Raw genomic sequence first — 26106 nt, 5'->3', positions numbered from 1 at the left:
CGGCGCTGCCCGGCGTTGCCGCCGGGCGGTGCGTTTGATCAGTGTGGCGACAAAATCTTCGAAGACTGAAGCCAATAGACGTCCGACTGCACAAGAGCTTGCGTAGGAACCTTCCACATTAGTCAGAACGGCTGACACACTCTCCCCCCGCCCCCGCGACGAAACCTGCCTTCACCCGCGTCCCCTTCCCCGTTAAACAGGCCGCGACACAGGCCGGAGCAGCATCATGACCACACCCAGACCCGTCGTCCTTTGCATTCTCGACGGATGGGGCCTTTCGGAGCGGACGCAGGACAATGCGCCTTATCTGGCCGAGACGCCGACCTATGACCGGATCATGGCGACCTGCCCGAACGCCACGCTTGTCACCCATGGGCCGGATGTCGGCCTGCCGCGCGGGCAGATGGGCAATTCGGAGGTCGGCCATACCAATATCGGGGCGGGGCGCGTGGTAGCGATGGACCTGGGCCAGATCGACCTGGCGATCGAGGATGGGTCCTTTGTGAAAAACGCCGCGCTGAATGACTTCATCGACCGGCTGAAGGCGTCGGGGGGCACGGCCCATGTCATGGGGCTTTTGTCGGATGGCGGGGTGCATGGGCATATTACCCATATCCAGGCCGCCATTGCCGCCATTGCCGGGGCCGGGGTGCCGGTGGCTTTTCACGCGGTGACCGACGGGCGCGATGTGGCGCCGAAATCGGCCTATGGGTATCTGAGCGATCTGGAAGATGCGCTGCCGGACAATGCCCGCATCGCCACCCTGTCGGGCCGCTATTACGCCATGGACCGCGACAACAGATGGGACCGGGTGGCGGAGGCCTATGGCGCGATGGTGCGGGGCGATGGTCCGCATGCCGCCACCGGTCATGCCGCCGTGACCCGGGGCTATGAAAACGGCGAGACGGATGAATTCATCACCCCGACGGTGATCGGCGATTACGCGGGGGCGCGGGATGGCGATGGCCTCTTCTGTCTGAATTTCCGGGCCGACCGCGCGCGGGAGATCCTGCGCGCCGTGGGCGAGCCGGGGTTTGATGCCTTTGACACGGGGGCGCGGCCCGCCTGGGCCGGGCTGCTTGGCATGGTGGATTATTCCGAGGCCCACAGTGCCTATATGACCACCTGCTATCCCAAGCAGGAAATCGTCAACACGCTTGGCGAATGGGTGGCGAAACAGGGCAGGACCCAGTTCCGATTGGCCGAGACGGAGAAATATCCGCATGTGACCTTCTTCCTCGACGGCGGGGTCGAGGTGGAGAAGGCGGGCGAGGATCGCTACATGCCGCTGTCGCCCAAGGTGGCGACCTATGACCTGCAGCCCGAGATGTCGTCGGAGGAGGTCACCGACCGTTTCGTGGCGGCGATCGAAAAGGGCTATGACCTGATCGTGACCAATTACGCCAACCCGGACATGGTGGGCCATACTGGCGACCTGAAGGCGGCGATGGCGGCCTGTGCGGCGGTGGATCGGGGGCTGGCCCGGGTCGTCGCGGCGCTGGAGAAGGCGGGGGGCGCTATGGTGCTGACCGCCGATCATGGCAATTGCGAGGTCATGGTCGATCCAGAAACCGGCGGGCCACATACGGCGCATACGACAAACCTTGTGCCGGTGGCCTTGATCGGGGGGCCTGCGGGTGCAAGGTTGCGCCCGGGGCGGCTTGCCGACCTGGCGCCCACCCTGCTGGAGCTGATGGACCTGCCCAAACCGGACGAGATGACGGGGGAAAGCCTGATCGCATGATCCGCCTGCTGCGCCTGTGCTGCCTGTTGGCCCCGCTTGCCCTGCCCCTTGTGGCACGGGCCGAGGGGGAGACGGCCCAGGCGGCCCGCGCGGCCATGGCTGCCATCGAGGAGGCGACCGGCATGCTGGACCGGGCGGAGAACGCCCCGGACCGGGTCGAGGCGCTGACCGAAACGACCCGCGCCTTCGAGGAGGGGCTGGCGGCGATGCGCGAGGGGCTGCGGCAGGTATCGGCGCGGGAGGCCGCGCTCTCGGCGGATCTGGCGGCGCGAGATGACGAGATTGCCCGGTTGCTGGGCACGCTGGAGGCCATGGGCGGAACGCAGACGCCTGTGGTGTTCCTGCACCCGTCGGGGGCGGTCGGTACGGCGCGGTCGGCGATGATCGTGGCGGATGTCTCGCGCGCGCTGGATCAGCGGGCGGCGCATCTGCGGGCGCAACTGAACGAGGCGCGGGTGCTGCGCCAGCTGCAGGAGAGCGCGGCGACGACCCTGGCCGAGGGGCTGCGCGGGGTGCAGGAGGCCAGGACGGAGCTGAGCCAGGCGATAGCGGAACGCACCGACCTGCCACGCAAGTTCAGCGAGGATCCGATCAAGACCGCGCTGCTGATCGCCTCGACCGAGACGCTTGGCGCCTTTGCCTCCGGGTTGACGGATATTGCCGAAGACGAGCGGGAGATCGACCTGCCATCGGTCTCAGAGCGCAAGGGCAGCCTGCCCCTGCCGGTCCAGGGCCGTCTGCTGCGCCGCGCGGGAGAGGCCGATGCCGCCGGGATCGCCCGGCAGGGCGTGGTCCTGGCGACGCGGCCCCGGGCGCTTGTCACCTCGCCCACGGCGGCGACGATCCGGTATCGCGGGCCGCTGCTCGACCTCGGGAATGTGATCATCCTTGAACCGGAAAGCGGGATACTGTTTGTATTCGCCGGTCTGGACGTCGTTTATGGTGCCTCCGGTGATATCCTGCCCGCGGGCGCGCCGATCGGGCTCATGGGGGGGGCGGACCCGGATCTCGGGGCGGTCCTTTCGGTGGCGGGAACGCAAGAGGGCTCTGGCAATGGGCGGAGCGAAACGATCTATATGGAAGTCAGACAGGACAATTCTCCGCAGGACCCGGCAGCGTGGTTTCGCGGCATCGAGGAATGAGGCACATGAAAAAGCACATCGTGGCAGGAATCGTCGGCGTGACGGCAGGCCTGCTGGCATCGACGCAGGTCGCCGCGCCCCTTCTGGCGCAGGACAGCGGCCGCAACGCCAATGTCTATGAACAGCTGGACCTATTCGGGGACATCTTCGAACGGATCCGGGCGCAATATGTCGAGGACGTGGAACCTTCGGAGCTGATCGAAGCGGCGATCGACGGGATGCTGACATCCCTCGATCCGCATTCCAGCTATCTGTCGCCCGATGACGCGGCGCAGATGCGGGTGCAGACGCGGGGCGAGTTCGGCGGCCTGGGGATCGAGGTGACGCAGGAAGAGGGCTTTGTCAAAGTCGTGTCGCCGATGGATGGCACCCCGGCGGACGAGGCCGGTGTCGAGGCGGGGGATTTCATTTCCCATGTCGACGGTGAAAGCCTGCTTGGTCTGACCCTGGACGAGGCGGTCGATCTGATGCGCGGGCCTGTCGGGTCGGAAATCGTGGTGACCATCGTGCGCGAGGGCGAGACGGAACCCTTCGACGTGTCGATCATCCGCGACACGATCAAGCTGACCGCCGCGCGGGTGCGGACCCAGGGCAAGGCGGTCGTCGCGCGCGTGACCACCTTCAACGACCAGACCACGCCCAACCTGACCGAGGGGCTTGAGAAGCAGATCGAAGAGGCCGGCGGTCTGGACAAGATCGACGGTGTGGTTCTGGATCTGCGCAACAATCCTGGCGGGCTGCTGACCCAGGCGATCAAGGTGGCGGATGCCTTCCTGGAAAAGGGAGAGATCGTATCCACCCGGGGCCGCAATCCGGAAGACGGCGAACGGTTCAATGCGACCGAGGGCGATATCATCAACGGCAAGCCGATCGTGGTTCTGATCAACGGCGGCTCGGCCTCGGCGTCGGAGATCGTCGCGGGCGCACTGCAGGATCACCGCCGCGCCATCGTCGTGGGCACCAAGTCCTTCGGCAAGGGGTCGGTCCAGACGGTGATGCCGCTGCGCGGGGACGGCGCGATGCGCCTGACCACGGCGCGCTATTACACGCCGTCTGGCCGATCGATCCAGGCGCTTGGCGTGTCGCCCGACATTGTGGTCGCCCAACCGCGCCGCGCGCCTGACGCCGAAGAGGAGGAAGAGACCTCCTCGGCCCGCCGCAACCGGTCGGAGGCGGACCTGCGCGGGGCGCTGAACAACGACAGCCTGACCGAGGACGAGGTCCGGCAGATCGAAGAGGAGCGCGAAGCCGCCGACGCGGCCGCCAAGCTGCGCGACGAGGATTATCAGCTGGCCTATGCGGTCGATATCCTGAAGGGGCTGGTGGCGTTGAAGCCGTAGGGGTTTGGGCCGGGGCGGCTGTGCCCCGGCCTTTTCGCTTGAGCGACCCACAACGGTCCCGGTTTTTTTCGCTTAGCGCAGCGATGTCCCGCGAGGGGGCGTGAAAGCTCCGCCCGTCACGCCAAAGGCGTGCCAGTCTATTTTGGCACACCTTTGGTGCGGCGGAGGCGGGCCCCTACAGCTCCACCGTCCCCCGGATACAGGCCGCGACATCCCCGCCGACCCAGACCTCTCCGCCGTCCTGCGTGACATAGACACGCCCGTCGCGCCCCAGGGCGCTGCCCTGGGCGGCGATGTAATCGCCGCTGGCCACGCCGGTCCGCAACAGCCATTGCCCGACGGAGGCGTTGAGCGACCCGGTCACCGGGTCCTCGTAGCTGCTGGTGAAGGCGCGCAGTTCAAAGTCCCACTCCGCCCCGGAGGGCGCGGGGGCAACGAGGCCAAGTTTCAGACCGCCGAGCGCCGCATAGTCCGGCACCACCGCGCGCAGAACCTCCGCATCCCGCAGCAGCGCGCCGCACCAGCCGGGGCCGTTGTCGATCCATTCCACAGCCTCCAGCGCCGCCGCCGGAATGCCGGTCCCGGCCAGGATGCGCGCGCGGGTTTCCTCCTCCGCCGGGCCGGAACGGATCAGGGGCGGGGCGCGGAAGGCCAGACGCGTGCCATCGCGGCGGATCGGGATGATCCCGGCGGCGCAATGCTGCAGGATCGTTTCGCTCTTCGGCTGCCCGCCTGCCTCCAGCCAGGCCTTGCAGGAGCCGAGGGTCGGATGTCCGGCAAAGGGCAACTCCCGCGAAGGGGTGAAGATGCGCAGCCCGTAGTCCGCGCCTTCGGGCGGTGGCAACAGGAAGGTGGTTTCCGAAAGGTTCGTCCAGTTGGCGAAGGCGGCCATCTGCGCCTCGCTCAGCCCGGCGGCGTCATGTACGACGGCCAGGGGGTTGCCCTTGAGCGGCAGGGCGGAGAATACATCGAGCTGGGAGAAGGGATATTGTGTCACGGGGCCGGTCCTTTGCGGGTCATTCCGGCAAGGTGGCCCGGTCGGTCGCCAGAGGCAAGCCGGCTGTCAGATGGCCGAGGAATGGCGCGCGTCGGCGCTGTCGTAGCGGTCGAAATACCGCGCGATCATCCGGGTCAGGGGCCGGGCCGCGGGCGGGATTTGCAGCCCGGCGGGGGTGACACTCAGAAGATGATCGAAAGCGGCATTGGCCCCTTCGAAGAGCGCGCGGGCGCCGTCGGAGGTGAGGCCGAACTCCGCTACCAGCTCCTTGGTGGAGACGAAGAAATCGCACAACAGCGCCTCGATGATCCGGGCGCGCAGGCGGTCTTCGCCAGTAAAGGCATGGCCGCGCAGGGCAGAGAATCGCCCGTCGCGGATCGCCCCGATATAGGCCGAGGTCGCCGGGGCATTCTGGGTGTAGCCCTGCGGGAAGCGCGAGATCGAGGAGGCCCCGACCCCGATCAGCACGTCGGATGGATCGTCGGTATAGCCCTGGAAATTGCGCCGTAGCCGACCTGCCGTCTGCGCCCGGGCGAGGCCGTCCCCGGGCAGGGCGAAATGGTCGATGCCGATCTCCTGATAACCGTCCCAGACGAAAAGCTGCCGCGCGGTCTCGAACAGATCCAGCCGCTCCGCCGGGGTTGGCAGGGCGTCGGAGGGCAGCATCGACTGACGGCGCGCCATCCAGGGCACATGGGCATAGCCATAGAGGGCCACGCGATCGGGCGAGAGCGACAGGAGCTTCTGGACCGAGTCGGTGATCTTGAGCCGGGTCTGGTGCGGCAGGCCATAGAGGATATCGGCGTTGAGGCTGTAGACCCCGGCCGCGCGCAGGGCCTGAACGGCATCACGGGTCACCTCGTAACCCTGTTCACGGCCGATGCAGGCCTGGATGTCGGGATCGAAGTCCTGCACCCCGATGGAGGCGCGGTTCATTCCCGCCCTGGCCAGCACGGCGAGTCGCGCCTCGTCGATCTCGTTCGGGTCAATTTCGACCGAGAATTCGTACCCTTTGGCAAAGGGGGCGAGGTCGGCGATGGCGCCAAGCAGATCCTGCATCATGGCGGGGCTCAGCAGGGTTGGCGTGCCGCCGCCCCAATGCAGCCGCGCCAGGCGGACGCCCTGTGGCAGGGTCCGACGCAGCAGCGCGAGCTCGGCCTTGAGGACCTCGAGATAGGCGGCGACGGGCGCGTCGCTTTGCGTGCCCTGGGTCCGGCAGGCGCAGAACCAGCACAGGCGGCGGCAGAATGGCACGTGGATATAGAGCGAGATTTCGCTGTCTTCGGGCACGGCACCCACCCAGGTCTCGAACTGCCCCGCCCCGACCGAGGCGTCGAAATGCGGCGCGGTCGGGTAACTGGTGTAGCGCGGCACTTTGACGTCGAAGAGGCCCAGCCGCTGAAGTTGCGTTTTGCCGATCATGAGCTTAGCTTTAGGGGCAGCGTCAGGCCGGTTGCCTTGACGCAGATCAAGCGCGCGAAGTCACATATGCTAGTCAAAGATCAAACGGCCACATTCCACGATTGCGCGGAATGCCCCATCCGCCACCGTGCCGTCTGCGCGCGGTGTGATGCGGATGAGTTGGAGTTGCTGGAAGGTATCAAGTATTACCGCAGCTACGAAGCCGGTCAGCGGATCATCTGGTCGGGCGACCGGATGGAATTCGTCGGCTCCGTCGTGTCCGGCATCGCCTCGCTGACCCAGACGATGGAAGATGGACGGACCCAGATGGTGGGGCTGCTGCTGCCGTCGGATTTCGTCGGGCGTCCGGGCCGGGCCGAGGCGGCCTATGACGTGGTCGCGACCACCGATCTGGTGATGTGCTGTTTCCGCAAGAAGCCCTTCGAACAGCTGATGGAAACCACGCCACACATCGCGCAGCGCCTGTTGCAGATGACGCTGGACGAGCTGGACGCCGCGCGGGAGTGGATGCTGGTTCTGGGGCGCAAGACCGCACGGGAAAAGATCGCCTCGCTGCTGGCGATCATCGGGCGGCGCGACACCTCGCTGCACATGGGCAAGCTGAGCGAGCGGGTCACCTTTGACCTGCCGCTGACGCGGGAGGCCATGGCGGACTACCTGGGCCTGACGCTGGAAACCGTGAGCCGCCAGATGACCGCGCTGAAAAAGGATGGCGTGATCGAGCTGGAGGGCAAGCGGCACGTGGTCGTGCCCGACATGGATCGCCTGCTGGCGGAGGCGGGCGACGACAGCGACGGCGGGCTGCTGGACTGATCGAAGCTACCCGGCCGCTTCGCCACCCTGAAAGATCGGGGTGAACCCGCCAAAGATCATGCGTTTGCCGTCGAAGGGCATCGTCTGTCTCTCTTCCAGCTGCTCCCATCGCGGGTCTGTCTCGGCCGAGGCCATGCAGCGGTCCGACGTGGCCTTGTCCGGCCAGATGATCCAGCTGAAGACGACCACCTCGCCCGCCTTGCGTTTGACCGCCATGGGAAAGGAGGTCAGTTCGCCGTCCGGCACGTCTTCTTCCCAGCATTCCCAGTTCGACAGGGCGCCGTAGTCCTCGAACAGGGCCCAGGCCGCTTTCGCGGCGTCGACATAGGCCTCCTTGTTGGCGGCGGGCACCGCCAGGACAAACCCCGAAACGTAGGCCATTGCGACCCTCCCCTATGACGAGGGGCAGACAGCCCTGCCCCTCGCTGCTTCAATATCCGTCAATGGGCCATGAAGACAGGGATTTTCGCGTCTTCCAGCATGTTGCGCGTTGCCCCGCCGAGGATCGCCTCGCGGAAGCGGGAATGGCCGTAGGCGCCCATGACGATCATCTCCGCCCCCTTGTCGTCGGCCTGACGCTGGATCACGTCCGAGACCTTGGGAAGGGTGCGGGCGATGACGTCTATTTCCGCCCGGATGTCGTGGCGGGCGAGCCAGGAGGCCAGCATGCCACCGGGATCGGAGCGGCCGGGGCCGTGGACCGGCGGGTCGATGATGCAGATGTGCACGGTGTCGGCCTCGCCCAGCAGCGGCAGAGAGGCCTTGATGGCGGCAAGCGATTCGGAGCTTTCGTTCCAGCAGAGCAGGACCGATTTCGGCATCCGGGACAGATCGGCGGCATCCGGTACGATCAGGACGGGCACGCGGCCTTCGAACATAGCTGCCTCGACCACCGGTTCCAGTTCGACCCCGCGGTCCTGGCCATAGGGTTTCGGCAGGACGACCAGATCGGAATAGCGGGCGTGTTGTGCCACCTGACGGCCAAGATCGACCATCTGGGTCACCCCGGTGTCGGTGCCCCAACGGATATCGGTGCGACCGAGCAGCCGTTTGGTTTCGGCCTCGATCTCCTCCGCCTCCTGGCCGGCGCGGGAAATCGCCTCCTGCAGCACCATGGCATTGGCGCCGGCGTAGTAATATTCCATCTGGCTCCGATCGACGCCCAGACACAGGGCGTCGAGATGTGCGTCATGTTTGGCGGCAACGGCGGCCGCGGCCTCGATCACGGATTTGGCGAGGGTTTTTTCCGTGATGACGGTAGAGATAGATTTCAACGACATGTTATTCTCCTAGGAGGTATCCCTGTGCTGGTACGAGGATGACCACCTATAAGATGGGCCGCTTTGACACCGGTCAATAACTCAGGGCCCGTAGATTGACGCAGATCAAAGCCGGTCGGGTCGTGAAAATTTGATAAGCGGCTCGTCTATATGCCTGAAGACGGGGGATTCCCCTGCCAAGGACTGACGAAGGGACGCGAAATGACAAACACAGTTAAGCTCGTCGCGCTTGGCCTGACCGCCCTTTTCGGGGCGATTGCGGCCAATTATGCGCGCGATCTGGCGTATATGGTGAACATGCTGGTGGTCATGCTGACTGCCGCTCTGCTGTTCCTGATTACGCTGAGGAATTCCGGGGAATCGGAACTGACCCCGCAGCCCGACCTGTCGGGTGAGTACATGGACGGGGTCGTGCGCTATGGCGTGATTGCCACGGCCTTCTGGGGGGTCGTCGGCTTCCTGGTTGGGATCGTGATCGCGGCACAGCTGGCCTTTCCGGTTCTCAACTTCGAATGGGCCCAGGGCTATCTCAACTTCGGCCGCCTGCGTCCGCTGCACACTTCGGCCGTGATCTTTGCCTTCGGGGGCAACGCGCTGATCGCCACCTCCTTCTATGTCGTGCAGCGCACCTCGGCGGCGCGCCTCTGGGGCGGGAATGCGGCCTGGTTCGTCTTCTGGGGGTATCAGCTGTTCATCGTCATGGCGGCGCTGTCCTATGTTCTGGGCGGGTCCCAGTCCAAGGAATATGCGGAGCCGGAATGGTACGTGGACCTGTGGCTGACCGTGGTCTGGGTCGTCTACCTTGGCGTCTTCCTGGGCACGATCATCAAGCGGAAAGAGCCGCATATCTACGTGGCCAACTGGTTCTACCTGTCCTTCATCGTCACCGTCGCCATGCTGCATGTGGTCAACAACCTCAGCATCCCGGTGTCGATCTGGGGGTCCAAATCGGTGCAGGTCTTTGCCGGTGTGCAGGATGCCATGACGCAGTGGTGGTACGGCCACAACGCCGTGGGCTTCTTCCTGACGGCGGGCTTCCTGGGCATGATGTACTATTTCGTCCCGAAACAGGCGGGGCGTCCGGTCTATTCCTACAAGCTGTCGATCATCCACTTCTGGGCACTGATTTTCATCTACATCTGGGCCGGTCCGCACCATCTGCACTATACCGCGCTGCCCGACTGGGCCTCGACGCTTGGCATGGTGTTCTCGGTCGTGCTGTGGATGCCGTCCTGGGGCGGCATGATCAACGGTCTAATGACCTTGTCGGGGGCCTGGGACAAGCTGCGCACGGACCCGGTCATCCGGATGATGGTGATCGCCATCGGCTTCTACGGCATGTCGACCTTCGAGGGGCCGATGATGTCGATCAAGGCGGTGAATTCGCTGTCGCATTACACCGACTGGACCATCGGTCACGTGCATTCCGGCGCGCTTGGCTGGAACGGCATGATCACCTTTGGCGCGCTCTACTTCCTGGTGCCCAAGCTCTGGAACCGGGACCGGCTCTATAGCCTGTCGATGGTGTCCTGGCACTTCTGGCTCGCCACGATCGGGATCGTCCTCTACGCGGCGTCGATGTGGGTGACCGGCATCATGGAAGGCCTGATGTGGCGTGAAGTGGATGCGAACGGCTTCCTCGTGAACTCCTTCGCGGACACGGTGGCGGCCAAGTTCCCGATGTACGTGGTGCGTGCGCTTGGTGGCGTGCTGTTCCTCGCGGGGGCGGTCATCATGTGCGTGAACCTGTGGTTCACCGTGACGCGCCAGCCGGCCATCGAGAGCAACAACGGCCTCGTGCCCGCCGAATAAGGAAACAGGACAATGGCTCAAGAAAAAGAACCCCTTCCGGCGTCGGCGACAGGTATCGGAGAGCGTCCGAAACGCATGTCCATCCTCGACCGTCACAAGATCCTGGAAAAGAACGCGACGCTTCTGCTCGTCTTCTCCTTCCTTGTCGTGACAATCGGCGGACTGGTGCAGATCGTGCCGCTCTTCTACCTCGAGAACACGATCGAGGAAGTGGAGGGCATGCGCCCCTACACGCCGCTGGAACTGACCGGCCGGGACATCTACATCCGCGAAGGCTGCTACGTCTGCCACAGCCAGATGATCCGGCCGATGCGGGACGAGGTGGAACGCTATGGCCACTATTCGCTGGCGGCGGAGTCGATGTACGACCACCCGTTCCAGTGGGGCTCCAAGCGGACGGGGCCCGACCTCGCCCGGGTGGGCGGCCGCTATTCGGATGAATGGCACGTCGACCACCTGCGCGATCCGCAGTCGGTGGTGCCGGAATCGGTGATGCCGAAATACGGCTACCTGGAAAACACGCTGATCGACGGCAGGTATATCCAGGACGTCATGGCCACACATGCCTTTGTCGGCGTGCCCTACACGGAGGAGATGCTTGAGAATGCTCGGGCGGATTTCGCCGCGCAGGCCGATCCGGACAGCGACTACGATGGTCTGGTGGAACGGTACGGCGACAAGGTGCAGGTGCGCAACTTTGACGCCCGGCCGGGGATTTCCGAAATGGATGCCATGATCGCCTATCTCCAGATGCTCGGTACGCTGGTCGATTTCTCGACCTTCACGCCCGACGCAAGCCGATAGGGGGGCAACATGGACACCTATTCCATCCTTCGGGAATTCGCGGACAGCTGGATGCTGCTGGCGCTCTTCCTCTTCTTCATCGGCGTGATTGTCTGGGTCTTCCGACCCGGCAGCCGGAAGACCTACGACGACACGGCCAACATACCGTTCCGGAACGAAACCAAGCCCGCGCAAGCGGACCGGGTCACAAAGGAGACCTGAGATGAGCGACCTGAAAGAGCAACATGGCACGACAGGCCATAGCTGGGACGGTATCGAGGAACTCAATACCCCCCTGCCCCGCTGGTGGCTGTGGACCTTCTATGTGACGATCGTCTGGGGGATCATCTACACGATCCTCTACCCGGCCTGGCCGCTGGTGAACCAGGCGACCTCCGGTGTCCTGGGCTATTCGACCCGGGCCGAGGTGGCCGCCGAGATCGAGGCGGTGAACCAGTCCAACGCCGCGATCACCGAAAGGCTGGCCTCGGTCGAGCTGACGGAGATTTCGGCGGATGCGGAGCTGAACAGCTTTGCCCAGAATGCAGGGGCTGCGGTCTTTCTGACCTGGTGCGCGCAGTGCCACGGCTCCGGTGCGGCCGGGGCCAAGGGCTATCCCAACCTGCTGGACGACGACTGGCTCTGGGGCGGTGACATCGAAGCCATCCACGAGACGATCACCGTCGGCATCCGTCAGCCGGCCGATGCGGAAGGCGACTGGCTGCGCCAGTCGGAAATGCCGAAGTTCGGGGCGGATGACCTGCTGGAGGATGCCGATATCGACGCGGTGGTGAACTACGTCATGTCGCTGTCCGGCACGCCGCAGGATGCCGCCCTCGTCGAGGCGGGTGCGACCGTTTTCCAAGAGAACTGCGCCTCCTGCCATGGGGAGGAGGCCATGGGCGACCGTGATCAGGGTGCGCCGAACCTGGCGGATGCGATCTGGCTCTACGGGGGCGACTATGCGTCGATCCACGAGTCGGTCTACAACGCCCGCTACGGCCAGATGCCCGCATGGGACAACCGCCTGACCGAGGCGCAGATCCGCGCCGTGGCGACCTATGTGCACCAGCTTGGCGGGGGGGAATGACCCCCGCGCCGCGTCATCCCCGCCGGATAGGTGGGGAGGCGCCGGCCCGTTCGTCCTGTTCGCGCGTTTCCTGAACGGCCGGTGCCACTGACCGACCCCCCGGAGACATCCGGGGGGTTTTTCTTTGGGCGGGCGTCAGCCCCTGGCGATGAAGCCGCGGATCATGATCGCCTGGAAAAATTCGGTCACCGAGGTGAAGCCGGCAGCGGTCAGGAGGGCGCGGGTTTCCTCCGGCGAAATGACCCCAAGGTTCGCGCGCAACAGCTCCGGCAGGTTTTCCAGCGACTCGGGTGTCGCCCCCATGCGGGATTGCACGCGTTTCCAGTATGTCAGCATCTCGGGATACTCTGGGCTGGTGAGGTCCTGACAGATCTCGGCGGTGACATAGACGCCGCCGGGTTTCACCCGCTCGCGGATGGCGGTGTAGAAGGCCGGGCGATCCTCGCGCCGGATGAAATGCGCCACCAGCACCGACAGGACGACATCGCAGGTGTCGGAGGGGGCGTCCTGCACATAACCTTCGATCAGGTCGCAGCGGTCCATCAGCCCCTCGGCCTGCAGGCGGTCCCGGCAGACGGAGAGCATCGCAGGCGACGGATCCACCCCGATAAAGCGCCAGCCGGGACGCGCGCGGGCCAGCGACAGGATCTCGGCCCCTGTGCCGACACCGACACAAAGGACGCGGGCCCTGTCGGGCAGATCTTCCAGCGCGAGCCGGATCAGGAAATGCATGTTATCGGAGATCGGTGCCAGCGCGCTGTTGCGCGCGTCATAGGCGCTGGCCATCTCGGTATCGAAAGCCACGGAGGGCGCGGCGGGTCGGGTGTCTTGCGGCATGGGATATCCTTCGGGGCGGGATCAGGGATATCGGGTGCCCGGGCCGAGCGATCAACCCGTACGGTTATTCCGCCGCCAGCGGCAGGGCGCGGCCGATCTCGGTCATCTCGGCGACGACCTGGGCCATGAGCGCGCGGAAAGCCTCGAAATCCTCGCGTGGTTCTATCCGGCGTTCGTCCATGTAGAGAGAGCGGTCGATTTCCAGCTGCACCGCGTGCTGGCGGCGCGAGGGGCGGCCGTATTGCTGGGTGACGAAGGCCCCGGCGAAGGGGGCGTTGCGCGCCACGGTCAGGCCCGCGCGGATCAGGATCGCCTCGATCTCGTCCACGACGGCGGCGGAGGCGGAGGCACCGAAGCGGTCGCCCAGCACCACGTCGGGCCGTTTGGCACCGGAGCGGATCACGCAATCCACCGCCTCGCGCGGCATGGAGTGGCAATCGAGCAGGATCGCCTCGCCGAACATCTGATGCGCGCGGTCGAGTTGTTGCTGAAGCGCGGCGTGGTAGGGAAACCAGTAGGTTTCCAGCCGGTGCTTTGCGTCGGCCAGCGTCAGTTTGCCGCGATAGATGGCGCGGCCGTTGGCGACGACGCGGGGGATGACGCCAAGGCCCGAGGCGACGCGGGGATTGTGGCCGTTCCGGCGCACGCCCTCGACAACGGCGGGGTCAAGCTCATCCGCGCCACGGTTCAGGTCGACATAGGCGCGCGGCACCCGGGCCGTCAGCAGCGGCGCGCCGCAGTCCAGCGCGGCCAGAAAGACCTGATCTATGAAGGCATCTTCGGAGGATCGGATCTGATGTGCATCCAGGACCGACTGGTCCAGAAACGACGCCGGATAGTCCCGCCCCGAATGCGGAGAGGAAAAGACGACGGAGGTCGTCAGCCGTTCGGGCAGGTGCAGGTCGAATCCGGGTGTTGTCATCTGTCTTCCATCAGCATGACCATAGCGCGAAAAATTCCGCTTCCAAAAGGCTTGATCCCCCCTGCGACTCTTATTATAGACCAGCGAACCGGCGCGGGACCCCCGCGCCCCTTTTGATTAGGGGGTGCGTCCCGAGACGGTAACATGGGCGGTTAGCTCAGCGGTAGAGCACTTCGTTGACATCGAAGGGGTCACAAGTTCGATCCTTGTACCGCCCACCATGTTTCACCGGCCCCCGGCCACTAAGGCCCCGGGTCATAACGCGAATCAGGCGCTCGCCGCGCCGCGAAGAAGGAGATGGCCATGAAGGTCCGCAACTCGCTCCGCTCGCTCAAGCAGCGCCATCGCGATTGCCGTGTCGTGCGCCGCAAGGGCCGCGTCTATGTGATCAACAAGACGCAGCGCAAGTTCAAAGCCCGCCAGGGCTGAGAGTTTCGAGCATATGCACGAAAAAGCCGTCCTTTGGGGCGGCTTTTGCTTTTGGGCCCGTATGCGCGCCCAAAATACCCCCTAACGTTGCGTCAGTTTCCGATTGCGAAACGCTGCGTCCCCTCTCCTTAAAATTGACACAATTTCGCCAAGAGCGTAGGGTCGTGGACCTGCCATTTATCGGGTAAGAGTGCATAATGACCATGATTTCCAGAACAATCGCCGTGTTTGTCGCGATATTGTCGCTCGTTTCGGGCGCGCAGGCGTTGACCGTACAACCGGACAACCGCGGGGAGAGCTATGGAAATGTGCTGGCGCCCTCTGCCCTGTCCTGGGTTCTGGGTCACAGCCCGAGCAATGCTTTTGCCTTCGACACCTTCGTCCGGACCGCGATCTGCCGTCTGACCACCGGATGCGGTGGCGCGTCGGGTGTCGATCTGGCGCAATCCGGCGCCTTCGGTCTGCTGGAGGACGGCGGGGCCACTTATGTCTTCGACACAGCGACCGGCGATCGTCTGCTGCGCCTGGCGGTGGATGGTGTGGATGACGGCTTCGGGACCTCCGTGTCCGTCGGCGATGATGTGGTCGCGGTTGGCGGTGTCGGCCTGGATGGCGACGGCAATCCGATTTCCGGCGCGGTCTACCTGTTTGATCGCACCACCGGGACGGCCGTGGGCAAATTCACCGATCCCGATGGTACGGGCGGCTCCGGCTTTGGCTATTCCGTCGCGCTCAGCGGGTCGCGGCTGCTCGTCGGCGCGCCCTCCGGTAACGGGTTTGCCTATCTCTTTGACACCGAGACGGGCGATGTTCTTCAGCGCCTGACCCCGCCCGCAGGTCTTGGCCTGGCCGGGTTCGGCGGCGATGTCGGTTTTGTCGACGGGTTCCTGGCCGTGGCGGGTGATGTCCCGCAGGCCGGTGGCGGCACCACGCCCGGCGGTTTCCTGTTTGATGCCAATACCGGTGAATTCGTCGGTCAGGCCACGCCCGGTCAGGTCGCCGCCGCCTTTGGGGGCGGGTCGGGGATCACCTCCGGCGGCAGCACTGCGAATTCGCCCTCCAACGGCCTTGCCGGGAGTTCCCTGCCTGCGGTACCGTTGCCTGCGCCATTTATGCTGCTCTTCGCAGCACTTGGCGGACTGGCACTGGTGCAAAGGAAACATGTATGACACGGCTAATCCTGGGCTCGCTGGCCGCGCTCACTCTCACAGCATCGGTCGCGACGGCCCAAACCGCCGGGCGCTGTTCCCTGGTCGGACAGATGGCAAGCTCCGTCTGGCTGGAGATGATCCAGGCCCTGGGCGACAACAAGGCCCCTGTCGTCGAGTCCGCGATCACCCGTCTGGATGCGCTGACGGCGACCTATGATCGGCTGGATTGCGATCAGGACGCGTTGAATGCAGTCTTCGACTGTGTGCTGACCGAAGATCCCAACTCCGCACCGCGCGTGCTGTTGCGCCAGTGCATGACAAAGGCGGGTATCGCGGGCGAGTGATCCGCCCGGCCCTGCTGGTCTGACATTCTGAACGAGAGGCAGGCGCGGGATAACCCCGCGCCTTTTTTTCAGTCGTAGCTGCGCTGATCCTCGATCACCTTGCCATCGTTCGGCAGGGCCCCGAGAGGCAGCAGTTCGATGCGGCCCTTCATCTTGAGAAGATCGACGACGGATTTCTCATAGGCCGGGCTGTCGCCGCCCTCGGCCTCGATCTGGACGACCATCACATCCATCTCACCGTCCCGCTGCGCCAGAACGCGGGCGCGCTTGATCTCGGCATGTTTGGCTACCAGTTGTGCCACCTGTTCCGGACGGACGAACATGCCCTTGATCTTGGTGGTCTGGTCGGCGCGGCCCATCCAGCCCTTGATCCGCATGTTGGTGCGACCGCAGGGCGAGGTGCCGGGCAGGACGGCCGACATGTCGCCGGTGGCGAAGCGGATCAGCGGGTAATCGGGGTTGAGCGTGGTGACGACAACCTCGCCAACCTGACCGGGTTCGACGGGATCGCCGGTGCCAGGGGTGACGATTTCGACGATCACCCCCTCATCCACGATCATGCCTTCCATCGCGTCGCTTTCGTAGGCGATGTTGCCAAGGTCGGCGGTGGCGTAGCTTTGCAGGCAGGCGATGCCGCGATCGGCGTATTCCTGGCGCAGCGAGGGGAAGAGCGCCCCGCCGCCCACGACCGCGCGCATGAACTTCAGCGGCAGGCCCATCTCGTCGGCCTTGTCGAGGATGATCTTGAGGTAGTCCGGCGTGCCCGCGTAGACGGTGCAGCCGATGTCATGGGCGGCCTGGACCTGCAGTTCGGTCTGGCCGGTGCCCGCGGGCAGCACCGCGGCCCCGACGGCCCGCGCGCCGTTTTCAAAGATCATGCCGGCGGGCGTCAGGTGATAGCCGAAGCAGTTCTGGACGATATCGCCCTTGCCGACACCCGCCGCATGCAGGAAGCGGCCCATGCGCCACCAGTCGTGGCCCACGCCGCCCGGTTCGTAGATCGGGCCGGGGGACTGGAAGATATGCGCGAAACCGGCGGTCGGCAGGGCAGTCAGACCGCCAAAGGGCGGCTTGGCCTTCTGCGCCGCGCCCAGGTCGGATTTCCGCAGGACGGGCAGACGGGCCAGGTCGGCCACGGACTGGACATCCGCCGGGGTCACATCGGCAAGGGATGCGGCAAAGCCCGGCAGGGCCTTGGCCGCCGCGATCTGACGGGGCAGCTCGCCTGCGATGGCCTCGGCCCGTTCGTCGGCGGACCGGGTTTCCAATGTGTCGAAGTAGGTCATCGGTCGCATCCCTGTGTCGCGGCTCTGGTTCATGAGATCAGCTCAGCCAACGCTTGCGGCGGCGGTAGGAGCGGACATCGCGGAAGGACTTGCGCCCCTCGTCCGACATGCCGAGGTAGAATTCCTTCACATCCGGGTTCTCGCGCAGTTCGGCGGCGGGGCCGTCCATCACGATGCGGCCGGATTCCAGGATGTAGCCGTAATGCGCGAACCGCAGGGCCACGTTGGTGTTCTGCTCGGCCAGCAGGAAGGTCAGCCCCTCCTTCTCGTTGAGGTCCTTCACGATGCCGAAGATCTGTTCCACCAGCTGCGGCGCCAGCCCCATGGAGGGTTCGTCCAGAAGCACGGTTTCGGGGCGGGACATGATGGCGCGACCGATGGCGGTCATCTGCTGTTCGCCGCCGGAGGTGTAGCCCGCCTGCGACTTGCGGCGTTCCTTGAGGCGGGGGAAGTAGCTGTAAACAAGGTCGAGGTCGGCGTCGATATCGCCCTTGGACACGCCGCGGGTGTAGGACCCGGTCAGCAGGTTTTCCTCCACTGTGAGGTGTTCGAAGCAGTGGCGGCCTTCCATCACCTGGATGACCCCCTTCTTGACCATCGAGGCAGGGTCGAGACCGGCGATCCGTTCGCCGCGGTAGGTGATCGAGCCCTTGGTCACTTCGCCGCGCTCGGAGTGCAGCAGGTTCGACACGGCCTTGAGCGTGGTGGTCTTGCCCGCGCCATTGCCGCCGAGCAGCGCAGTGATCCCGCCCTTGGGCACGGAAAGGGACACACCTTTCAGCACGAGGATCACATGGTTGTAGATGACCTCGATATTATTGACCTCAAGAAGCTTTTCCTGGGTATGGCCAGCATCCAGCATCTGGTTTGATCCTCTTGCAAAAAGGCTGTTGGTTGGGGTGCCCCGGCCGGACGAACCGGCCGGAGCAAGGTCAGATTATTCGCAACCCGGCGTGATGCCGTTTTCCTCGGCATAGGCCTTGGAGTCGGCGTCGATCAGCGGCTGGATCACGTCCTGGTTCGACTCGATGTAGTCGGTGATCATGACGAACTTGTCCTCTGCCGCGTTCCACTGGGAGACAGCGCCGAGGCCCTGACCGCCGTGGTTCTGGCAGGAGCCCTTGATCTCCGGACCGAAGCCCGGCAGGCCGAGCGACTCGTAGGTCGCGGCGGTGATGTCCAGGTTCTCGTAGCCGTCACGCACCATTGCGGGCGTCACGTCAGGCGTGCCGTGGATTTCCTGCGCCTTCTTGATCGCTTCGGCGGTCATCAGCGCGGAGTAGAGACCGCGCATGTAGAGCACCGTACCGACCTGATCGCCCGCGCCTGCGCCCTTGCCGGCGTCATGCACGTACTTCTTCAGGTCGTCGAAGATCGGGTAGTCCTTTTCGAGACCGTTGAAGGTCAGCGCCTTGTAGCCGTCGGCACCTTCGCCAGCCGGACGCACGTCGTTTTCGGACCCGGACCACCAGATGCCGATGAAATGATCCATCGGGAACCGGATGTTCACGGCTTCCTGCACGGCGACCTGGTTCATGACGCCCCAGCCCCACATGATGACGTAGTCGGGACGCTCACGACGGATCTGCAGCCACTGGGACTTCTGCTCCTGACCGGGGTGGTCAACGGGCAGCAGGGTCAGTTCGTAGCCGTGGATCGCGCCCAGCTCTTCCAGGGTCCGGATCGGTTCCTTGCCGAAGGCGGAGTTGTGGTAAACCAGCGCGACCTTCTTGCCGCTCAGATCGCCACCTTCCTGATCCAGGATGTGGCTGATCGCATGGCTGGCACCATCCCAGTAGTTGGCCGGGTAGTTGAAGATCCAGCGGAAGACTTCGCCGTTCTTGGCGGAGGTCCGGCCATAGCCCACGGAGTGGACCGGGATACCGTCAGCCGTCGCCTTGGGGATCAGCTGGTAGGTGATGCCGGTGGACCAGGGGTGGATGGTCAGCGGGTCCTTGGATTTGACCGCCTCGTAGCATTCCACGCCTTTTTCGGTGTTGTAGCCCGTCTCGCACTCTTCAAAGACGATCTTCGCGCCACCGATGCCGCCGTCACGTTCCTGCAGCAGGGTGAAATAGTCGGCGTAGCCATCCGCGGTCGGGATGCCGTTCGCGGCGTAGGGGCCGGAGCGGTAGGTCAGCGAGGGGATATAAAGATCCGCCAGCGCCGGGGCGGCGGCCATCATGGCGGCCGCGGCTGCGGTGATAAGGGTCTTGGTTTTCATCGGTCAGGTTCCTCCCTTGATATCTCCGATGGTTTCGTGGTGCCGGGGGCTCCTCTCCCCCGGTCTTTATGGGGCCAACCCCTTCCTCAGTGCGGGAAGGGCCAAAGCCGGAGTTTCTCTTTCGTGACACGCCAGAGCTGGGCCAGGCCATGCGGTTCGGCGATCAGGAAAACGATGATAAGCAGTCCGACGATCATCAGTTCCAGGTGCGCGGCAAGGTCCGTGGGCCAGCCCATGACGCCGACCAGCAGGTTCTTGAGCAGAACCGGCAGCAGCACCAGGAAGGCCGCCCCGGCAAAGCTGCCGAAGATGGAGCCCAGGCCGCCGATGATGATCATGAAGAGCACCAGGAACGACTTGTTGATGCCGTAGACCTCGCCCACCTCGACCGCGCCGAGGTAGACCGCGAAGAACAGCGCGCCCGAGATGCCGACGAAGAAGGACGAGACCGCAAAGGCCGTCAGCTTGGACCTCAGCGGGTTCACCCCGATGATTTCCGCCGCGATGTCCATGTCCCGGATCGCCATCCATTTCCGCCCGACAGACCCGCGCGTCAGGTTGCGCGCGATGATGGCGGAGGCGACGGCGAAGACCAGACAGAAGAGGTAGACCGCCCAGGGCTCCGATGCGGGGCCGGAAATCGCATGGCCAAAGAGCGTGCGCTCGGGTGCGTTGATCTGGCCGGAGGCGGAGTAGTTGTAGAACCACGGCACCCGGTTGAAGAGCCAGACCAGGAAGAACTGCGCCGCCAGCGTGGCCACGGCCAGATAGAAGCCCTTGATCCGGAGCGACGGCAGACCGAAGAGGACCCCCACCACGGCGGTGATCGCGCCGGCGATGATGATGTGGAAGAAGAGGTTCACATCCGGAAAGGAGGTCATCAGCTTGTAGGTCGCATAGGCGCCCACGGCCATGAACCCCCCGGTGCCCAGCGACACCTGTCCGCAATAGCCCACGAGGATATTCAGCCCGATCGCCGCGATGGCGTAGATCAGGAAGGGCAGGAAGATCGCGTTGGCCCAGTAGTCGTTGATGAAAAAGGGCACGACGCAGAAGGCGACGAACAGCACCGCATAGTAGCGCCAGCGGTCGAACTTGATCGGAAAGGTCTGGTTGTCGTCGACGTAGGACGTCTTGAAGTCACCTGCTTCACGGTAAAACATCTATTCAGACCTCTTGTGCCTTGGCCGGGCGCGACACCATCAGGTGTCCGACACGGCAGATTTTCAGATAGCTTGCCAGACCGGTCGCCAGCGAGACGAAGGCGATCAGGGCGTAGACCGACATGCGGGCGCCGTTCTCGGCCGGTTCGCTGATCGCCAGGTAGCCGAAGATCCAGAAGGCGGACCAGGCGATCACGTTGAGGGTTGCGAGGGCCTTCATGCGATCACACCCTCTCGATGATCTTTTCGCCGAACAGGCCCTGCGGCCGGAAGACGAGGAAGAGGAGCGCGAGGACATAGGCGAACCAGTTCTCGGTCGCGCCGCCGACCATCGGGCCGATGAGGAATTCGAACAGCTTTTCCCCCACGCCGATGATCAGCCCGCCGACGATGGCGCCGGGGATCGAGGTGAAGCCGCCCAGCATGAGGACCGGCAGCGCCTTGAGCGCGATCAGCGAGAGGGAGAACTGCACCCCCGATTTCGCGCCCCACATGATGCCCGCGACCAGGGCGACGAAGCCCGCGATGGACCAGACCAGAACCCAGATGAAGTTCAGCGAGATGCCGACCGACAGCGCCGCCTGGTGGTCATCGGCCACGGCGCGCAGGGCTCGGCCCTGCTTGGTGTATTGCGAGAAGATCATCAGCGCGACCACGAGGATCGCCGCAATGACCGTGGCCCAGATGTCGAGGTTGTCGATGAAGAAGCCGTAGCCGAACATGTCGAAGGTGGCCTTGTCGATCGCCGAGTTGATCCCCTGCGGCAGGCCGACGTCCAGCTTCTTGATGTCCGCGCCCCACATCAGGTCGCCCAAGCCTTCCATGAAATAGGCAAGGCCGATGGTCGCCATGAACAGGATGATCGGTTCCTGGTTCACCAGGTGTTTCATGATCAGCGTGTTCACCAGCCAGGCCAGCACGACCATGACGCCGACCGTCAGGACGATGCCGACGAAGGCAGGCAGGTGCCAGCCGAAGTGGTGCACCTCTGTCCCCAGTGCAGCGTTGATGAGATGGGCGAAGGGCACCTGGCCCTCCATGATCCCGACAAGCGTCAGCGCCGCGAACAACGCCATGACGCCCTGGGCATAATTGAAGATGCCGGAGGCCTTGTAGATCAGAACGAAGCCAAGGGCGACGAGGGCATAAAGCACCCCGGCCATGAGGCCGTTCAGAAAAACTTCCATCCCGAAGAGGAGCTGATCAGGCATGGGTCGCCTCCTTGATAATACGTGCTGTCATGCCCCGGCACTGTGCCGGGGCCCCTGCCCGGATGGCACGGCGGTTGGTGCTTGGGGCGGTGCGCCCCGTGGGGTGGGGGCCCGGCGCGGGGCCGGGGCGGGTTGCGCATGCGTCAGTCATGGGCGACCCCCAGATAGGCGTCGATCACGGCCTGGTTGCTGCGCACCTCGTCCGGGGTGCCGTCGCCGATCTTCTTGCCGTAGTCCATCACGACCACCCGGTCGCTCAGGTCCATCACCACGCCCATATCGTGCTCGATCAGGGCGATGGTGGTGCCGAATTCGTCGTTCACGTCGAGGATGAAGCGGGACATGTCCTCCTTCTCTTCGACGTTCATGCCGGCCATGGGTTCGTCCAGCAGCAGCAGCGAGGGCTCCGCCGCCAGGGCACGGGCCAATTCCACCCGTTTTTTCAACCCGTAGGGCAGGCGCGCCACCGGCGTCTTGCGGATGTTCTGGATTTCGAGGAAGTCGATCACCCGTTCCACCGCTTCGCGGTTTTCGACCTCTTCCTTCTCTGCCTTGCCCTTCCAGATGGCCTGCTGGAACATGCCGGTCTTCATGTGGTTCAGGCGACCGGTCATCACGTTGTCCAGCACCGTCATCCCTTCGAAGAGGGCGATGTTCTGGAAAGTCCGCGCAATGCCCTGGCGGGCGACCTCGTAGGGTTTCATCGGCGGGCGCTTGGACCCCTTGTAGAGCACCTCGCCCTCCTGCGGGATGTAGAAGCCCGAGATGACGTTGAGCATGGAGGATTTGCCTGCCCCGTTCGGGCCGATGATGGCGCGGATCTCGCCCTCGCGGATGTCGAAGGAGATGTCCTTGATCGCCACCACGCCGCCGAAACGGAGGGTGATATTCTTCATCTCCATTACCACGCCGCCGATCTTGCGACCATCCTCGGTGGTGTAGCCTTCGGTCTGATCAAGCATGCGCAATCCCTCTGTTCATGTGCCGATGCCCATCGTGATTTCCCTTATTTTCTTGGCATTTTTGTTTGACGGGTCGATGGCGTGCCCTAGCTGGGCGTGATTGGCGAAAGTTCGTTTCGTCATTCCTGAACACGCCATTTCCCCGTTTCGCGGGTGATGGCAAAGAAAGGAGACTTATATGTCCGGAAAATTCATTTTCACTGCGGTCGCCCTGACCGCTGTTGGTGCCGCGGGGGGCGCTTATGCGCTGACCATCGACGCCTTCTCGAACGGACAATACACGCAGGATGCGCCCTCGGTCACGACCGATAGCCCGAACGAGCTCGACAGCATTCCGGTGCTCGGCGGGTCGCGAGACTTGGCGGCCGTGAACGCTTCGTCCATGAACGCCGACAGCTCTGATGATGTGACCGGCGGCACGCAAGCGACCGTCAACGCGAACAATTCCGGCAACTTCAGCGTGTCCAACGCGTCGCTCACATCCGGCATGGGCGTTCTGACCTATGACGGAGACGACAACGACGCGACTGTCGACGGTGTCGACACCTACGGTCTCGGCGGAGAAGATCTGACCGACGGTCTTGGTGCCGGGTCCTTCATGTTCGACGTGGTCGCGACGGATTCCCCGTTCGACTACACCCTGTCGGTCTGGGACAGCGCAACCACCGCGTCCTTCATGGGCTCGATCGCCACTAACGAAGCTGGCACGACCAAGTCGATCAACTTCAACCAGTTCGCAGGCATCGACTTTACCGATATCGGGGCTGTGCAGCTGTCGCTGATGGGCGGATCGGCCAGCGATATCTCGATCGACAACTTCCAGACGGCCGGCGCGGCCATTCCGCTTCCAGCCGGTCTTCCGCTGCTGCTGGCGGGCTTGGGCGGTTTTGCCGTCCTGAGACGCCGCAAGAGCCAAGGCTAAGCGGCCCTGGACCTCGCGCGTGGCACCCCCACTCTGCGCGCGGGGTCTCACACCCGGTTTCGAGACACCCAACATCATTCCGCAGCCACCTTCGCGGTTGCCACCGGCACGACCTTGGCGTCCCGGATTTCCAGCGTGGCCGAGATATAGCCCTTGCGCCCGTCCTCGTAGGTCACTTCGGTCCTGGTCGAGACCGTGTCAGACCCGTCGTAAAGCGCGGTGATCAGGTCGTCGTATTTGTCGGCGATGATGCCGCGGCGGACCTTGCGGGTGCGGGTCATTTCGCCGTCATCGGCATCCAGTTCCTTGTGCAGGATCAGGAAGCGGTGGATCTGGCAGCCCGAGAGCATCTCGTCCTCGGCGACCGATCTGTTGACCTCTTCGACATGCTCCTGGATCGTTGCCATGACCTGCGGGTGGCCGGCCAGTTCCTGATAGGAGGAATAGGCGATATTGTTGCGTTCGGCCCAGTTGCCAACTGCGCTCAGGTCGATGTTGATGAAGGCGCAGCAGCGGTCGCGTCCATTGCCGAAGACCACGGCTTCGAGGATGTTCGGATAGAACTTCAGTTTGTTCTCGACGTATTTGGGCGCGAACATCGACCCGTCGGCCATCTTGCCCACATCCTTGGCGCGGTCGATGATCCGCAGGTGGCCTGTGTCCGGCTCGAAGAAGCCCGCGTCGCCGGTGGCGACCCAGCCCTCGGCATCCTTGGTGGAGGCGGTGCTTTCGGGGTTCTTGTAGTATTCGACGAAGACGCCGGGCGAGCGGTAGAAGACCTCGCCATTCTCCGCGATCCGCACCTCGACCCCCGGGGAGGGCACGCCGACGGTATCCGCGCGGACCTCGCCATCGGGTTGCTGGGTGATGAACACACCGGCTTCGGTCTGGCCGTAGAGCTGCTTCAGGTTGATCCCGAGCGAGCGGTAGAAGGAGAAGATCTCCGGCCCGATCGCCTCGCCCGCCGTGTAGCCGACGCGCACGCGGCTGAGGCCGAGGGTGTTCTTGAGCGGCCCGTAGATGAACAGCTCGCCCAGCCAGTATTTGAACCGCGCGCCAAAGCCGACGTTTTTGCCGTCGAGGATCTGGCCGCCGACCTTGCGGGCATGGGCCATGAAGATGTCGAAGAGCTTTTTCTTGAACTTCGTCGCATCTTCCATCCGGATCATCACGGTGGTCAGCTGCGTCTCGAAAACGCGCGGCGGGGCGAAATAGTAGGTCGGCCCGATCTCGCGCAGGTCGGTCAGCAGGGTGTCTTCGCTTTCCGGGCAGTTCACGCAGAAACCGGTCCAGTAGGCCTGACCGATGGAGAAGATGAAGTCGCCGACCCAGGCCATGGGAAGGTAGGCCAGAACCTCTTCGCCGCGGCCGAGCGTATCGAAATCGGAGGAGGCGATGGAGGTTTCGATGATGTTCCGGTTTGACAGCACCACGCCCTTGGGCTTGCCCGTCGTGCCGGAGGTGTAGAGCATCACGCAGGTGTCGTCATAGGTGATTTCGCCGATGCGGCGGTCCAGTTCTGGGTTCAGCTCGTCCCGCAGGCCGTGGCCGGTTTCCTGAACGTGGCGGTAATCATGCAGCTGCGTGTGGTCGTATTTCCGCAGCCCGCGCGGGTCGAGGTAGATCATGTGTTCGAACTGATGCAGCGTTTCCTGCACCTCGATCACCTTGTCGACCTGTTCCTGATCCTCGGCGATGATGAACCGCGCACCGCAATGGTCGAGGACATAGGCCATCTCTTCGGCCGCCGCGTCCTGATAGAGCGGGACAGGCACCGCGCCCACCATCTGTGCGGCAACCATCGACCAGTAGAGGTGCGGACGGTTGGAGCCGATGATCGCGATGAAATCGCCCTTGTTGACCCCCATGTTGATGAGGCCGCGCGCAAGGTTTCGAATTTCCTTGCGGGCCTCGACCCAGCTCCAGGTCTGCCAGATCCCGAATTCTTTTTCGCGATACGCGGCCTTGTCGCCAAATTGCTCAGCGTTGCGGTCCAGCAGTGCCGGAATCGACACGTACTTACCCGCGTCCCGGGACGCAGATGCCATAGATTATCCTCCCCTTGTCCGGTGTCTCCTCACACCGGTCCGCGCAAAGGCGCGAATCCTTCCGTCTCCGGAAAGTCCCCAAGGGTTCGCGCCGAAGTTTTTCCGCATCATTTCCAAATTGTAACGAATTGTAACATGTCACATTTTCTTTCACCAACCCGGCTCCGGTGTTAGGTCTGGCGGG

General features: G+C 64.1%; 26 protein-coding genes and 1 tRNA gene. 13 read left to right on the top strand and 14 right to left on the bottom strand.

Annotated features, from left to right (window positions below; translation table 11 throughout):
- Nucleotides 1-226 precede the first annotated feature (226 nt).
- The 3 genes from gpmI to ACFC2Y_RS07915 are packed head-to-tail and all read left to right on the top strand — an operon-like array spanning nucleotide 227 to nucleotide 4226.
- On the top strand, nucleotides 227-1744 hold the full coding sequence (gene gpmI, locus ACFC2Y_RS07925) for a 2,3-bisphosphoglycerate-independent phosphoglycerate mutase (protein ID WP_375173799.1): 1518 nt from the start codon (nucleotides 227-229) through the stop codon (nucleotides 1742-1744).
- Nucleotides 1741-2886, top strand: coding sequence for a murein hydrolase activator EnvC family protein (locus ACFC2Y_RS07920; protein WP_375173800.1), 1146 nt, complete (start codon nucleotides 1741-1743; stop codon nucleotides 2884-2886). The genes gpmI and ACFC2Y_RS07920 overlap by 4 nt, the downstream gene beginning before the upstream one ends.
- A gap of 5 nt (nucleotides 2887-2891) precedes the next feature.
- The gene (locus ACFC2Y_RS07915) at nucleotides 2892-4226 is read left to right on the top strand and encodes a S41 family peptidase (protein ID WP_375173801.1); all 1335 of its coding nucleotides are present in this window, start codon (nucleotides 2892-2894) and stop codon (nucleotides 4224-4226) included.
- A gap of 175 nt (nucleotides 4227-4401) precedes the next feature.
- Here the strand turns inward: ACFC2Y_RS07915 and ACFC2Y_RS07910 are convergent, their stop codons facing one another.
- Nucleotides 4402-5223 (bottom strand): PhzF family phenazine biosynthesis protein, encoded by an 822-nt coding sequence (locus ACFC2Y_RS07910; protein WP_375173802.1) that lies wholly within the window; start codon nucleotides 5221-5223, stop codon nucleotides 4402-4404.
- 66 nt (nucleotides 5224-5289) lie between these two features.
- Nucleotides 5290-6645 carry an oxygen-independent coproporphyrinogen III oxidase gene (gene hemN / locus ACFC2Y_RS07905; RefSeq protein ID WP_375173803.1) on the bottom strand — a complete coding sequence of 452 codons (1356 nt, stop codon included), beginning with the start codon at nucleotides 6643-6645 and terminating at the stop codon, nucleotides 5290-5292.
- Between the two features lie 66 nt (nucleotides 6646-6711).
- Here hemN and fnrL point away from each other — a divergent pair, with 66 nt between their 5' ends.
- Nucleotides 6712-7458: a transcriptional regulator FnrL gene (gene fnrL, locus ACFC2Y_RS07900; RefSeq protein WP_375173804.1), complete on the top strand. Its 747-nt coding sequence runs from the start codon at nucleotides 6712-6714 to the stop codon at nucleotides 7456-7458.
- A 6-nt stretch (nucleotides 7459-7464) separates the two neighbouring features.
- Here the strand turns inward: fnrL and ACFC2Y_RS07895 are convergent, their stop codons facing one another.
- Nucleotides 7465-7839, bottom strand: a complete 375-nt coding sequence (locus ACFC2Y_RS07895) for a DUF1428 domain-containing protein (RefSeq protein WP_375173805.1) — start codon at nucleotides 7837-7839, stop codon at nucleotides 7465-7467.
- A 59-nt stretch (nucleotides 7840-7898) separates the two neighbouring features.
- A complete protein-coding gene (locus tag ACFC2Y_RS07890; protein ID WP_375173806.1) occupies nucleotides 7899-8738 on the bottom strand; it encodes a universal stress protein in 840 nt (279 codons plus the stop codon).
- A gap of 201 nt (nucleotides 8739-8939) precedes the next feature.
- Between ACFC2Y_RS07890 and ccoN the strand changes: the two genes are divergently transcribed.
- From ccoN to ccoP, 4 genes are all read left to right on the top strand, one after another.
- Nucleotides 8940-10550, top strand: coding sequence for a cytochrome-c oxidase, cbb3-type subunit I (gene ccoN / locus ACFC2Y_RS07885; protein ID WP_375173807.1), 1611 nt, complete (start codon nucleotides 8940-8942; stop codon nucleotides 10548-10550).
- 75 nt (nucleotides 10551-10625) lie between these two features.
- The gene (gene ccoO, locus ACFC2Y_RS07880) at nucleotides 10626-11354 is read left to right on the top strand and encodes a cytochrome-c oxidase, cbb3-type subunit II (RefSeq protein WP_375174410.1); all 729 of its coding nucleotides are present in this window, start codon (nucleotides 10626-10628) and stop codon (nucleotides 11352-11354) included.
- A 9-nt stretch (nucleotides 11355-11363) separates the two neighbouring features.
- A complete protein-coding gene (locus ACFC2Y_RS07875) occupies nucleotides 11364-11555 on the top strand; it encodes a cbb3-type cytochrome c oxidase subunit 3 (protein ID WP_375173808.1) in 192 nt (63 codons plus the stop codon).
- Between the two features lies 1 nt (nucleotide 11556).
- A complete protein-coding gene (ccoP, locus tag ACFC2Y_RS07870) occupies nucleotides 11557-12423 on the top strand; it encodes a cytochrome-c oxidase, cbb3-type subunit III (RefSeq protein ID WP_375173809.1) in 867 nt (288 codons plus the stop codon).
- Nucleotides 12424-12558: 135 nt separating this feature from the next.
- Here the strand turns inward: ccoP and ACFC2Y_RS07865 are convergent, their stop codons facing one another.
- Together ACFC2Y_RS07865 and ACFC2Y_RS07860 are read right to left on the bottom strand one after the other, a co-directional pair.
- Complete coding sequence (locus tag ACFC2Y_RS07865) at nucleotides 12559-13260, bottom strand: class I SAM-dependent methyltransferase (RefSeq protein ID WP_375173810.1); 702 nt, start codon at nucleotides 13258-13260, stop codon at nucleotides 12559-12561.
- A 64-nt stretch (nucleotides 13261-13324) separates the two neighbouring features.
- On the bottom strand, nucleotides 13325-14182 hold the full coding sequence (locus tag ACFC2Y_RS07860; protein WP_375173811.1) for an N-formylglutamate amidohydrolase: 858 nt from the start codon (nucleotides 14180-14182) through the stop codon (nucleotides 13325-13327).
- Nucleotides 14183-14328: 146 nt separating this feature from the next.
- Here ACFC2Y_RS07860 and ACFC2Y_RS07855 point away from each other — a divergent pair.
- The 4 genes from ACFC2Y_RS07855 to ACFC2Y_RS07840 all read left to right on the top strand — a co-directional run bounded on the left by ACFC2Y_RS07855 (nucleotide 14329) and on the right by ACFC2Y_RS07840 (nucleotide 16106).
- Nucleotides 14329-14403, top strand: a tRNA-Val gene (locus tag ACFC2Y_RS07855).
- A gap of 82 nt (nucleotides 14404-14485) precedes the next feature.
- Nucleotides 14486-14611 (top strand): type B 50S ribosomal protein L36, encoded by a 126-nt coding sequence (ykgO, locus tag ACFC2Y_RS07850; protein ID WP_007255499.1) that lies wholly within the window; start codon nucleotides 14486-14488, stop codon nucleotides 14609-14611.
- Nucleotides 14612-14808: 197 nt separating this feature from the next.
- Nucleotides 14809-15780 (top strand): FG-GAP repeat protein, encoded by a 972-nt coding sequence (locus ACFC2Y_RS07845; protein WP_375173812.1) that lies wholly within the window; start codon nucleotides 14809-14811, stop codon nucleotides 15778-15780.
- Complete coding sequence (locus ACFC2Y_RS07840; protein ID WP_375173813.1) at nucleotides 15777-16106, top strand: hypothetical protein; 330 nt, start codon at nucleotides 15777-15779, stop codon at nucleotides 16104-16106. The genes ACFC2Y_RS07845 and ACFC2Y_RS07840 overlap by 4 nt, the downstream gene beginning before the upstream one ends.
- Nucleotides 16107-16174: 68 nt before the next feature.
- Here ACFC2Y_RS07840 and ACFC2Y_RS07835 read toward each other — a convergent pair whose 3' ends face one another.
- The 7 genes from ACFC2Y_RS07835 to ACFC2Y_RS07805 all read right to left on the bottom strand — a co-directional run bounded on the left by ACFC2Y_RS07835 (nucleotide 16175) and on the right by ACFC2Y_RS07805 (nucleotide 22952).
- Nucleotides 16175-17392, bottom strand: a complete 1218-nt coding sequence (locus ACFC2Y_RS07835; protein WP_375173814.1) for a phenylacetate--CoA ligase family protein — start codon at nucleotides 17390-17392, stop codon at nucleotides 16175-16177.
- A 37-nt stretch (nucleotides 17393-17429) separates the two neighbouring features.
- The gene (locus ACFC2Y_RS07830; protein ID WP_375173815.1) at nucleotides 17430-18254 is read right to left on the bottom strand and encodes an ABC transporter ATP-binding protein; all 825 of its coding nucleotides are present in this window, start codon (nucleotides 18252-18254) and stop codon (nucleotides 17430-17432) included.
- 75 nt (nucleotides 18255-18329) lie between these two features.
- Nucleotides 18330-19616 carry an ABC transporter substrate-binding protein gene (locus ACFC2Y_RS07825; protein WP_375173816.1) on the bottom strand — a complete coding sequence of 429 codons (1287 nt, stop codon included), beginning with the start codon at nucleotides 19614-19616 and terminating at the stop codon, nucleotides 18330-18332.
- An 86-nt stretch (nucleotides 19617-19702) separates the two neighbouring features.
- Nucleotides 19703-20779: a branched-chain amino acid ABC transporter permease gene (locus tag ACFC2Y_RS07820; protein WP_375173817.1), complete on the bottom strand. Its 1077-nt coding sequence runs from the start codon at nucleotides 20777-20779 to the stop codon at nucleotides 19703-19705.
- 4 nt (nucleotides 20780-20783) lie between these two features.
- Nucleotides 20784-20999 (bottom strand): hypothetical protein, encoded by a 216-nt coding sequence (locus tag ACFC2Y_RS07815; protein WP_375173818.1) that lies wholly within the window; start codon nucleotides 20997-20999, stop codon nucleotides 20784-20786.
- A 4-nt stretch (nucleotides 21000-21003) separates the two neighbouring features.
- Nucleotides 21004-21990: a branched-chain amino acid ABC transporter permease gene (locus tag ACFC2Y_RS07810; protein WP_375173819.1), complete on the bottom strand. Its 987-nt coding sequence runs from the start codon at nucleotides 21988-21990 to the stop codon at nucleotides 21004-21006.
- A gap of 143 nt (nucleotides 21991-22133) precedes the next feature.
- Nucleotides 22134-22952, bottom strand: coding sequence for an ABC transporter ATP-binding protein (locus ACFC2Y_RS07805; protein WP_375173820.1), 819 nt, complete (start codon nucleotides 22950-22952; stop codon nucleotides 22134-22136).
- Between the two features lie 178 nt (nucleotides 22953-23130).
- Between ACFC2Y_RS07805 and ACFC2Y_RS07800 the strand changes: the two genes are divergently transcribed.
- Nucleotides 23131-23874 carry a VPLPA-CTERM sorting domain-containing protein gene (locus ACFC2Y_RS07800; RefSeq protein WP_375173821.1) on the top strand — a complete coding sequence of 248 codons (744 nt, stop codon included), beginning with the start codon at nucleotides 23131-23133 and terminating at the stop codon, nucleotides 23872-23874.
- A gap of 74 nt (nucleotides 23875-23948) precedes the next feature.
- On the opposite strand, the gene ACFC2Y_RS07795 is transcribed toward ACFC2Y_RS07800, so the two are convergent.
- Nucleotides 23949-25922, bottom strand: a complete 1974-nt coding sequence (locus ACFC2Y_RS07795; RefSeq protein ID WP_375173822.1) for an AMP-binding protein — start codon at nucleotides 25920-25922, stop codon at nucleotides 23949-23951.
- Between the last annotated feature and the right edge of the window lie 184 nt (nucleotides 25923-26106).

Origin of the sequence: Pseudooceanicola sp., from assembly GCF_041987405.1 — a bacterium.
Lineage (GTDB): Bacteria > Pseudomonadota > Alphaproteobacteria > Rhodobacterales > Rhodobacteraceae > Pseudooceanicola.
The sequence above is the reverse complement of the archived record's forward strand: the minus strand, read 5'-3'. Positions and strand labels throughout refer to the sequence as shown.

Excerpts from the sequence above, each read along its gene's own strand:
- gpmI (WP_375173799.1), top strand. The coding sequence starts at position 227 with ATGACCACACCCAGACCCGTCGTCCTTTGCATTCTCGACGGATGGGGC.
- ACFC2Y_RS07920 (WP_375173800.1), top strand. The coding sequence starts at position 1,741 with ATGATCCGCCTGCTGCGCCTGTGCTGCCTGTTGGCCCCGCTTGCCCTG.
- ACFC2Y_RS07915 (WP_375173801.1), top strand. The coding sequence starts at position 2,892 with ATGAAAAAGCACATCGTGGCAGGAATCGTCGGCGTGACGGCAGGCCTG.
- hemN (WP_375173803.1), bottom strand. The coding sequence starts at position 6,645 with ATGATCGGCAAAACGCAACTTCAGCGGCTGGGCCTCTTCGACGTCAAA.
- fnrL (WP_375173804.1), top strand. The coding sequence starts at position 6,712 with ATGCTAGTCAAAGATCAAACGGCCACATTCCACGATTGCGCGGAATGC.
- ACFC2Y_RS07895 (WP_375173805.1), bottom strand. The coding sequence starts at position 7,839 with ATGGCCTACGTTTCGGGGTTTGTCCTGGCGGTGCCCGCCGCCAACAAG.
- ACFC2Y_RS07890 (WP_375173806.1), bottom strand. The coding sequence starts at position 8,738 with ATGTCGTTGAAATCTATCTCTACCGTCATCACGGAAAAAACCCTCGCC.
- ccoN (WP_375173807.1), top strand. The coding sequence starts at position 8,940 with ATGACAAACACAGTTAAGCTCGTCGCGCTTGGCCTGACCGCCCTTTTC.
- ccoO (WP_375174410.1), top strand. The coding sequence starts at position 10,626 with ATGTCCATCCTCGACCGTCACAAGATCCTGGAAAAGAACGCGACGCTT.
- ACFC2Y_RS07875 (WP_375173808.1), top strand. The coding sequence starts at position 11,364 with ATGGACACCTATTCCATCCTTCGGGAATTCGCGGACAGCTGGATGCTG.
- ccoP (WP_375173809.1), top strand. The coding sequence starts at position 11,557 with ATGAGCGACCTGAAAGAGCAACATGGCACGACAGGCCATAGCTGGGAC.
- ACFC2Y_RS07865 (WP_375173810.1), bottom strand. The coding sequence starts at position 13,260 with ATGCCGCAAGACACCCGACCCGCCGCGCCCTCCGTGGCTTTCGATACC.
- ACFC2Y_RS07860 (WP_375173811.1), bottom strand. The coding sequence starts at position 14,182 with ATGACAACACCCGGATTCGACCTGCACCTGCCCGAACGGCTGACGACC.
- ykgO (WP_007255499.1), top strand. The coding sequence starts at position 14,486 with ATGAAGGTCCGCAACTCGCTCCGCTCGCTCAAGCAGCGCCATCGCGAT.
- ACFC2Y_RS07845 (WP_375173812.1), top strand. The coding sequence starts at position 14,809 with ATGACCATGATTTCCAGAACAATCGCCGTGTTTGTCGCGATATTGTCG.
- ACFC2Y_RS07840 (WP_375173813.1), top strand. The coding sequence starts at position 15,777 with ATGACACGGCTAATCCTGGGCTCGCTGGCCGCGCTCACTCTCACAGCA.
- ACFC2Y_RS07835 (WP_375173814.1), bottom strand. The coding sequence starts at position 17,392 with ATGACCTACTTCGACACATTGGAAACCCGGTCCGCCGACGAACGGGCC.
- ACFC2Y_RS07830 (WP_375173815.1), bottom strand. The coding sequence starts at position 18,254 with ATGCTGGATGCTGGCCATACCCAGGAAAAGCTTCTTGAGGTCAATAAT.
- ACFC2Y_RS07825 (WP_375173816.1), bottom strand. The coding sequence starts at position 19,616 with ATGAAAACCAAGACCCTTATCACCGCAGCCGCGGCCGCCATGATGGCC.
- ACFC2Y_RS07820 (WP_375173817.1), bottom strand. The coding sequence starts at position 20,779 with ATGTTTTACCGTGAAGCAGGTGACTTCAAGACGTCCTACGTCGACGAC.
- ACFC2Y_RS07815 (WP_375173818.1), bottom strand. The coding sequence starts at position 20,999 with ATGAAGGCCCTCGCAACCCTCAACGTGATCGCCTGGTCCGCCTTCTGG.
- ACFC2Y_RS07810 (WP_375173819.1), bottom strand. The coding sequence starts at position 21,990 with ATGCCTGATCAGCTCCTCTTCGGGATGGAAGTTTTTCTGAACGGCCTC.
- ACFC2Y_RS07805 (WP_375173820.1), bottom strand. The coding sequence starts at position 22,952 with ATGCTTGATCAGACCGAAGGCTACACCACCGAGGATGGTCGCAAGATC.
- ACFC2Y_RS07800 (WP_375173821.1), top strand. The coding sequence starts at position 23,131 with ATGTCCGGAAAATTCATTTTCACTGCGGTCGCCCTGACCGCTGTTGGT.
- ACFC2Y_RS07795 (WP_375173822.1), bottom strand. The coding sequence starts at position 25,922 with ATGGCATCTGCGTCCCGGGACGCGGGTAAGTACGTGTCGATTCCGGCA.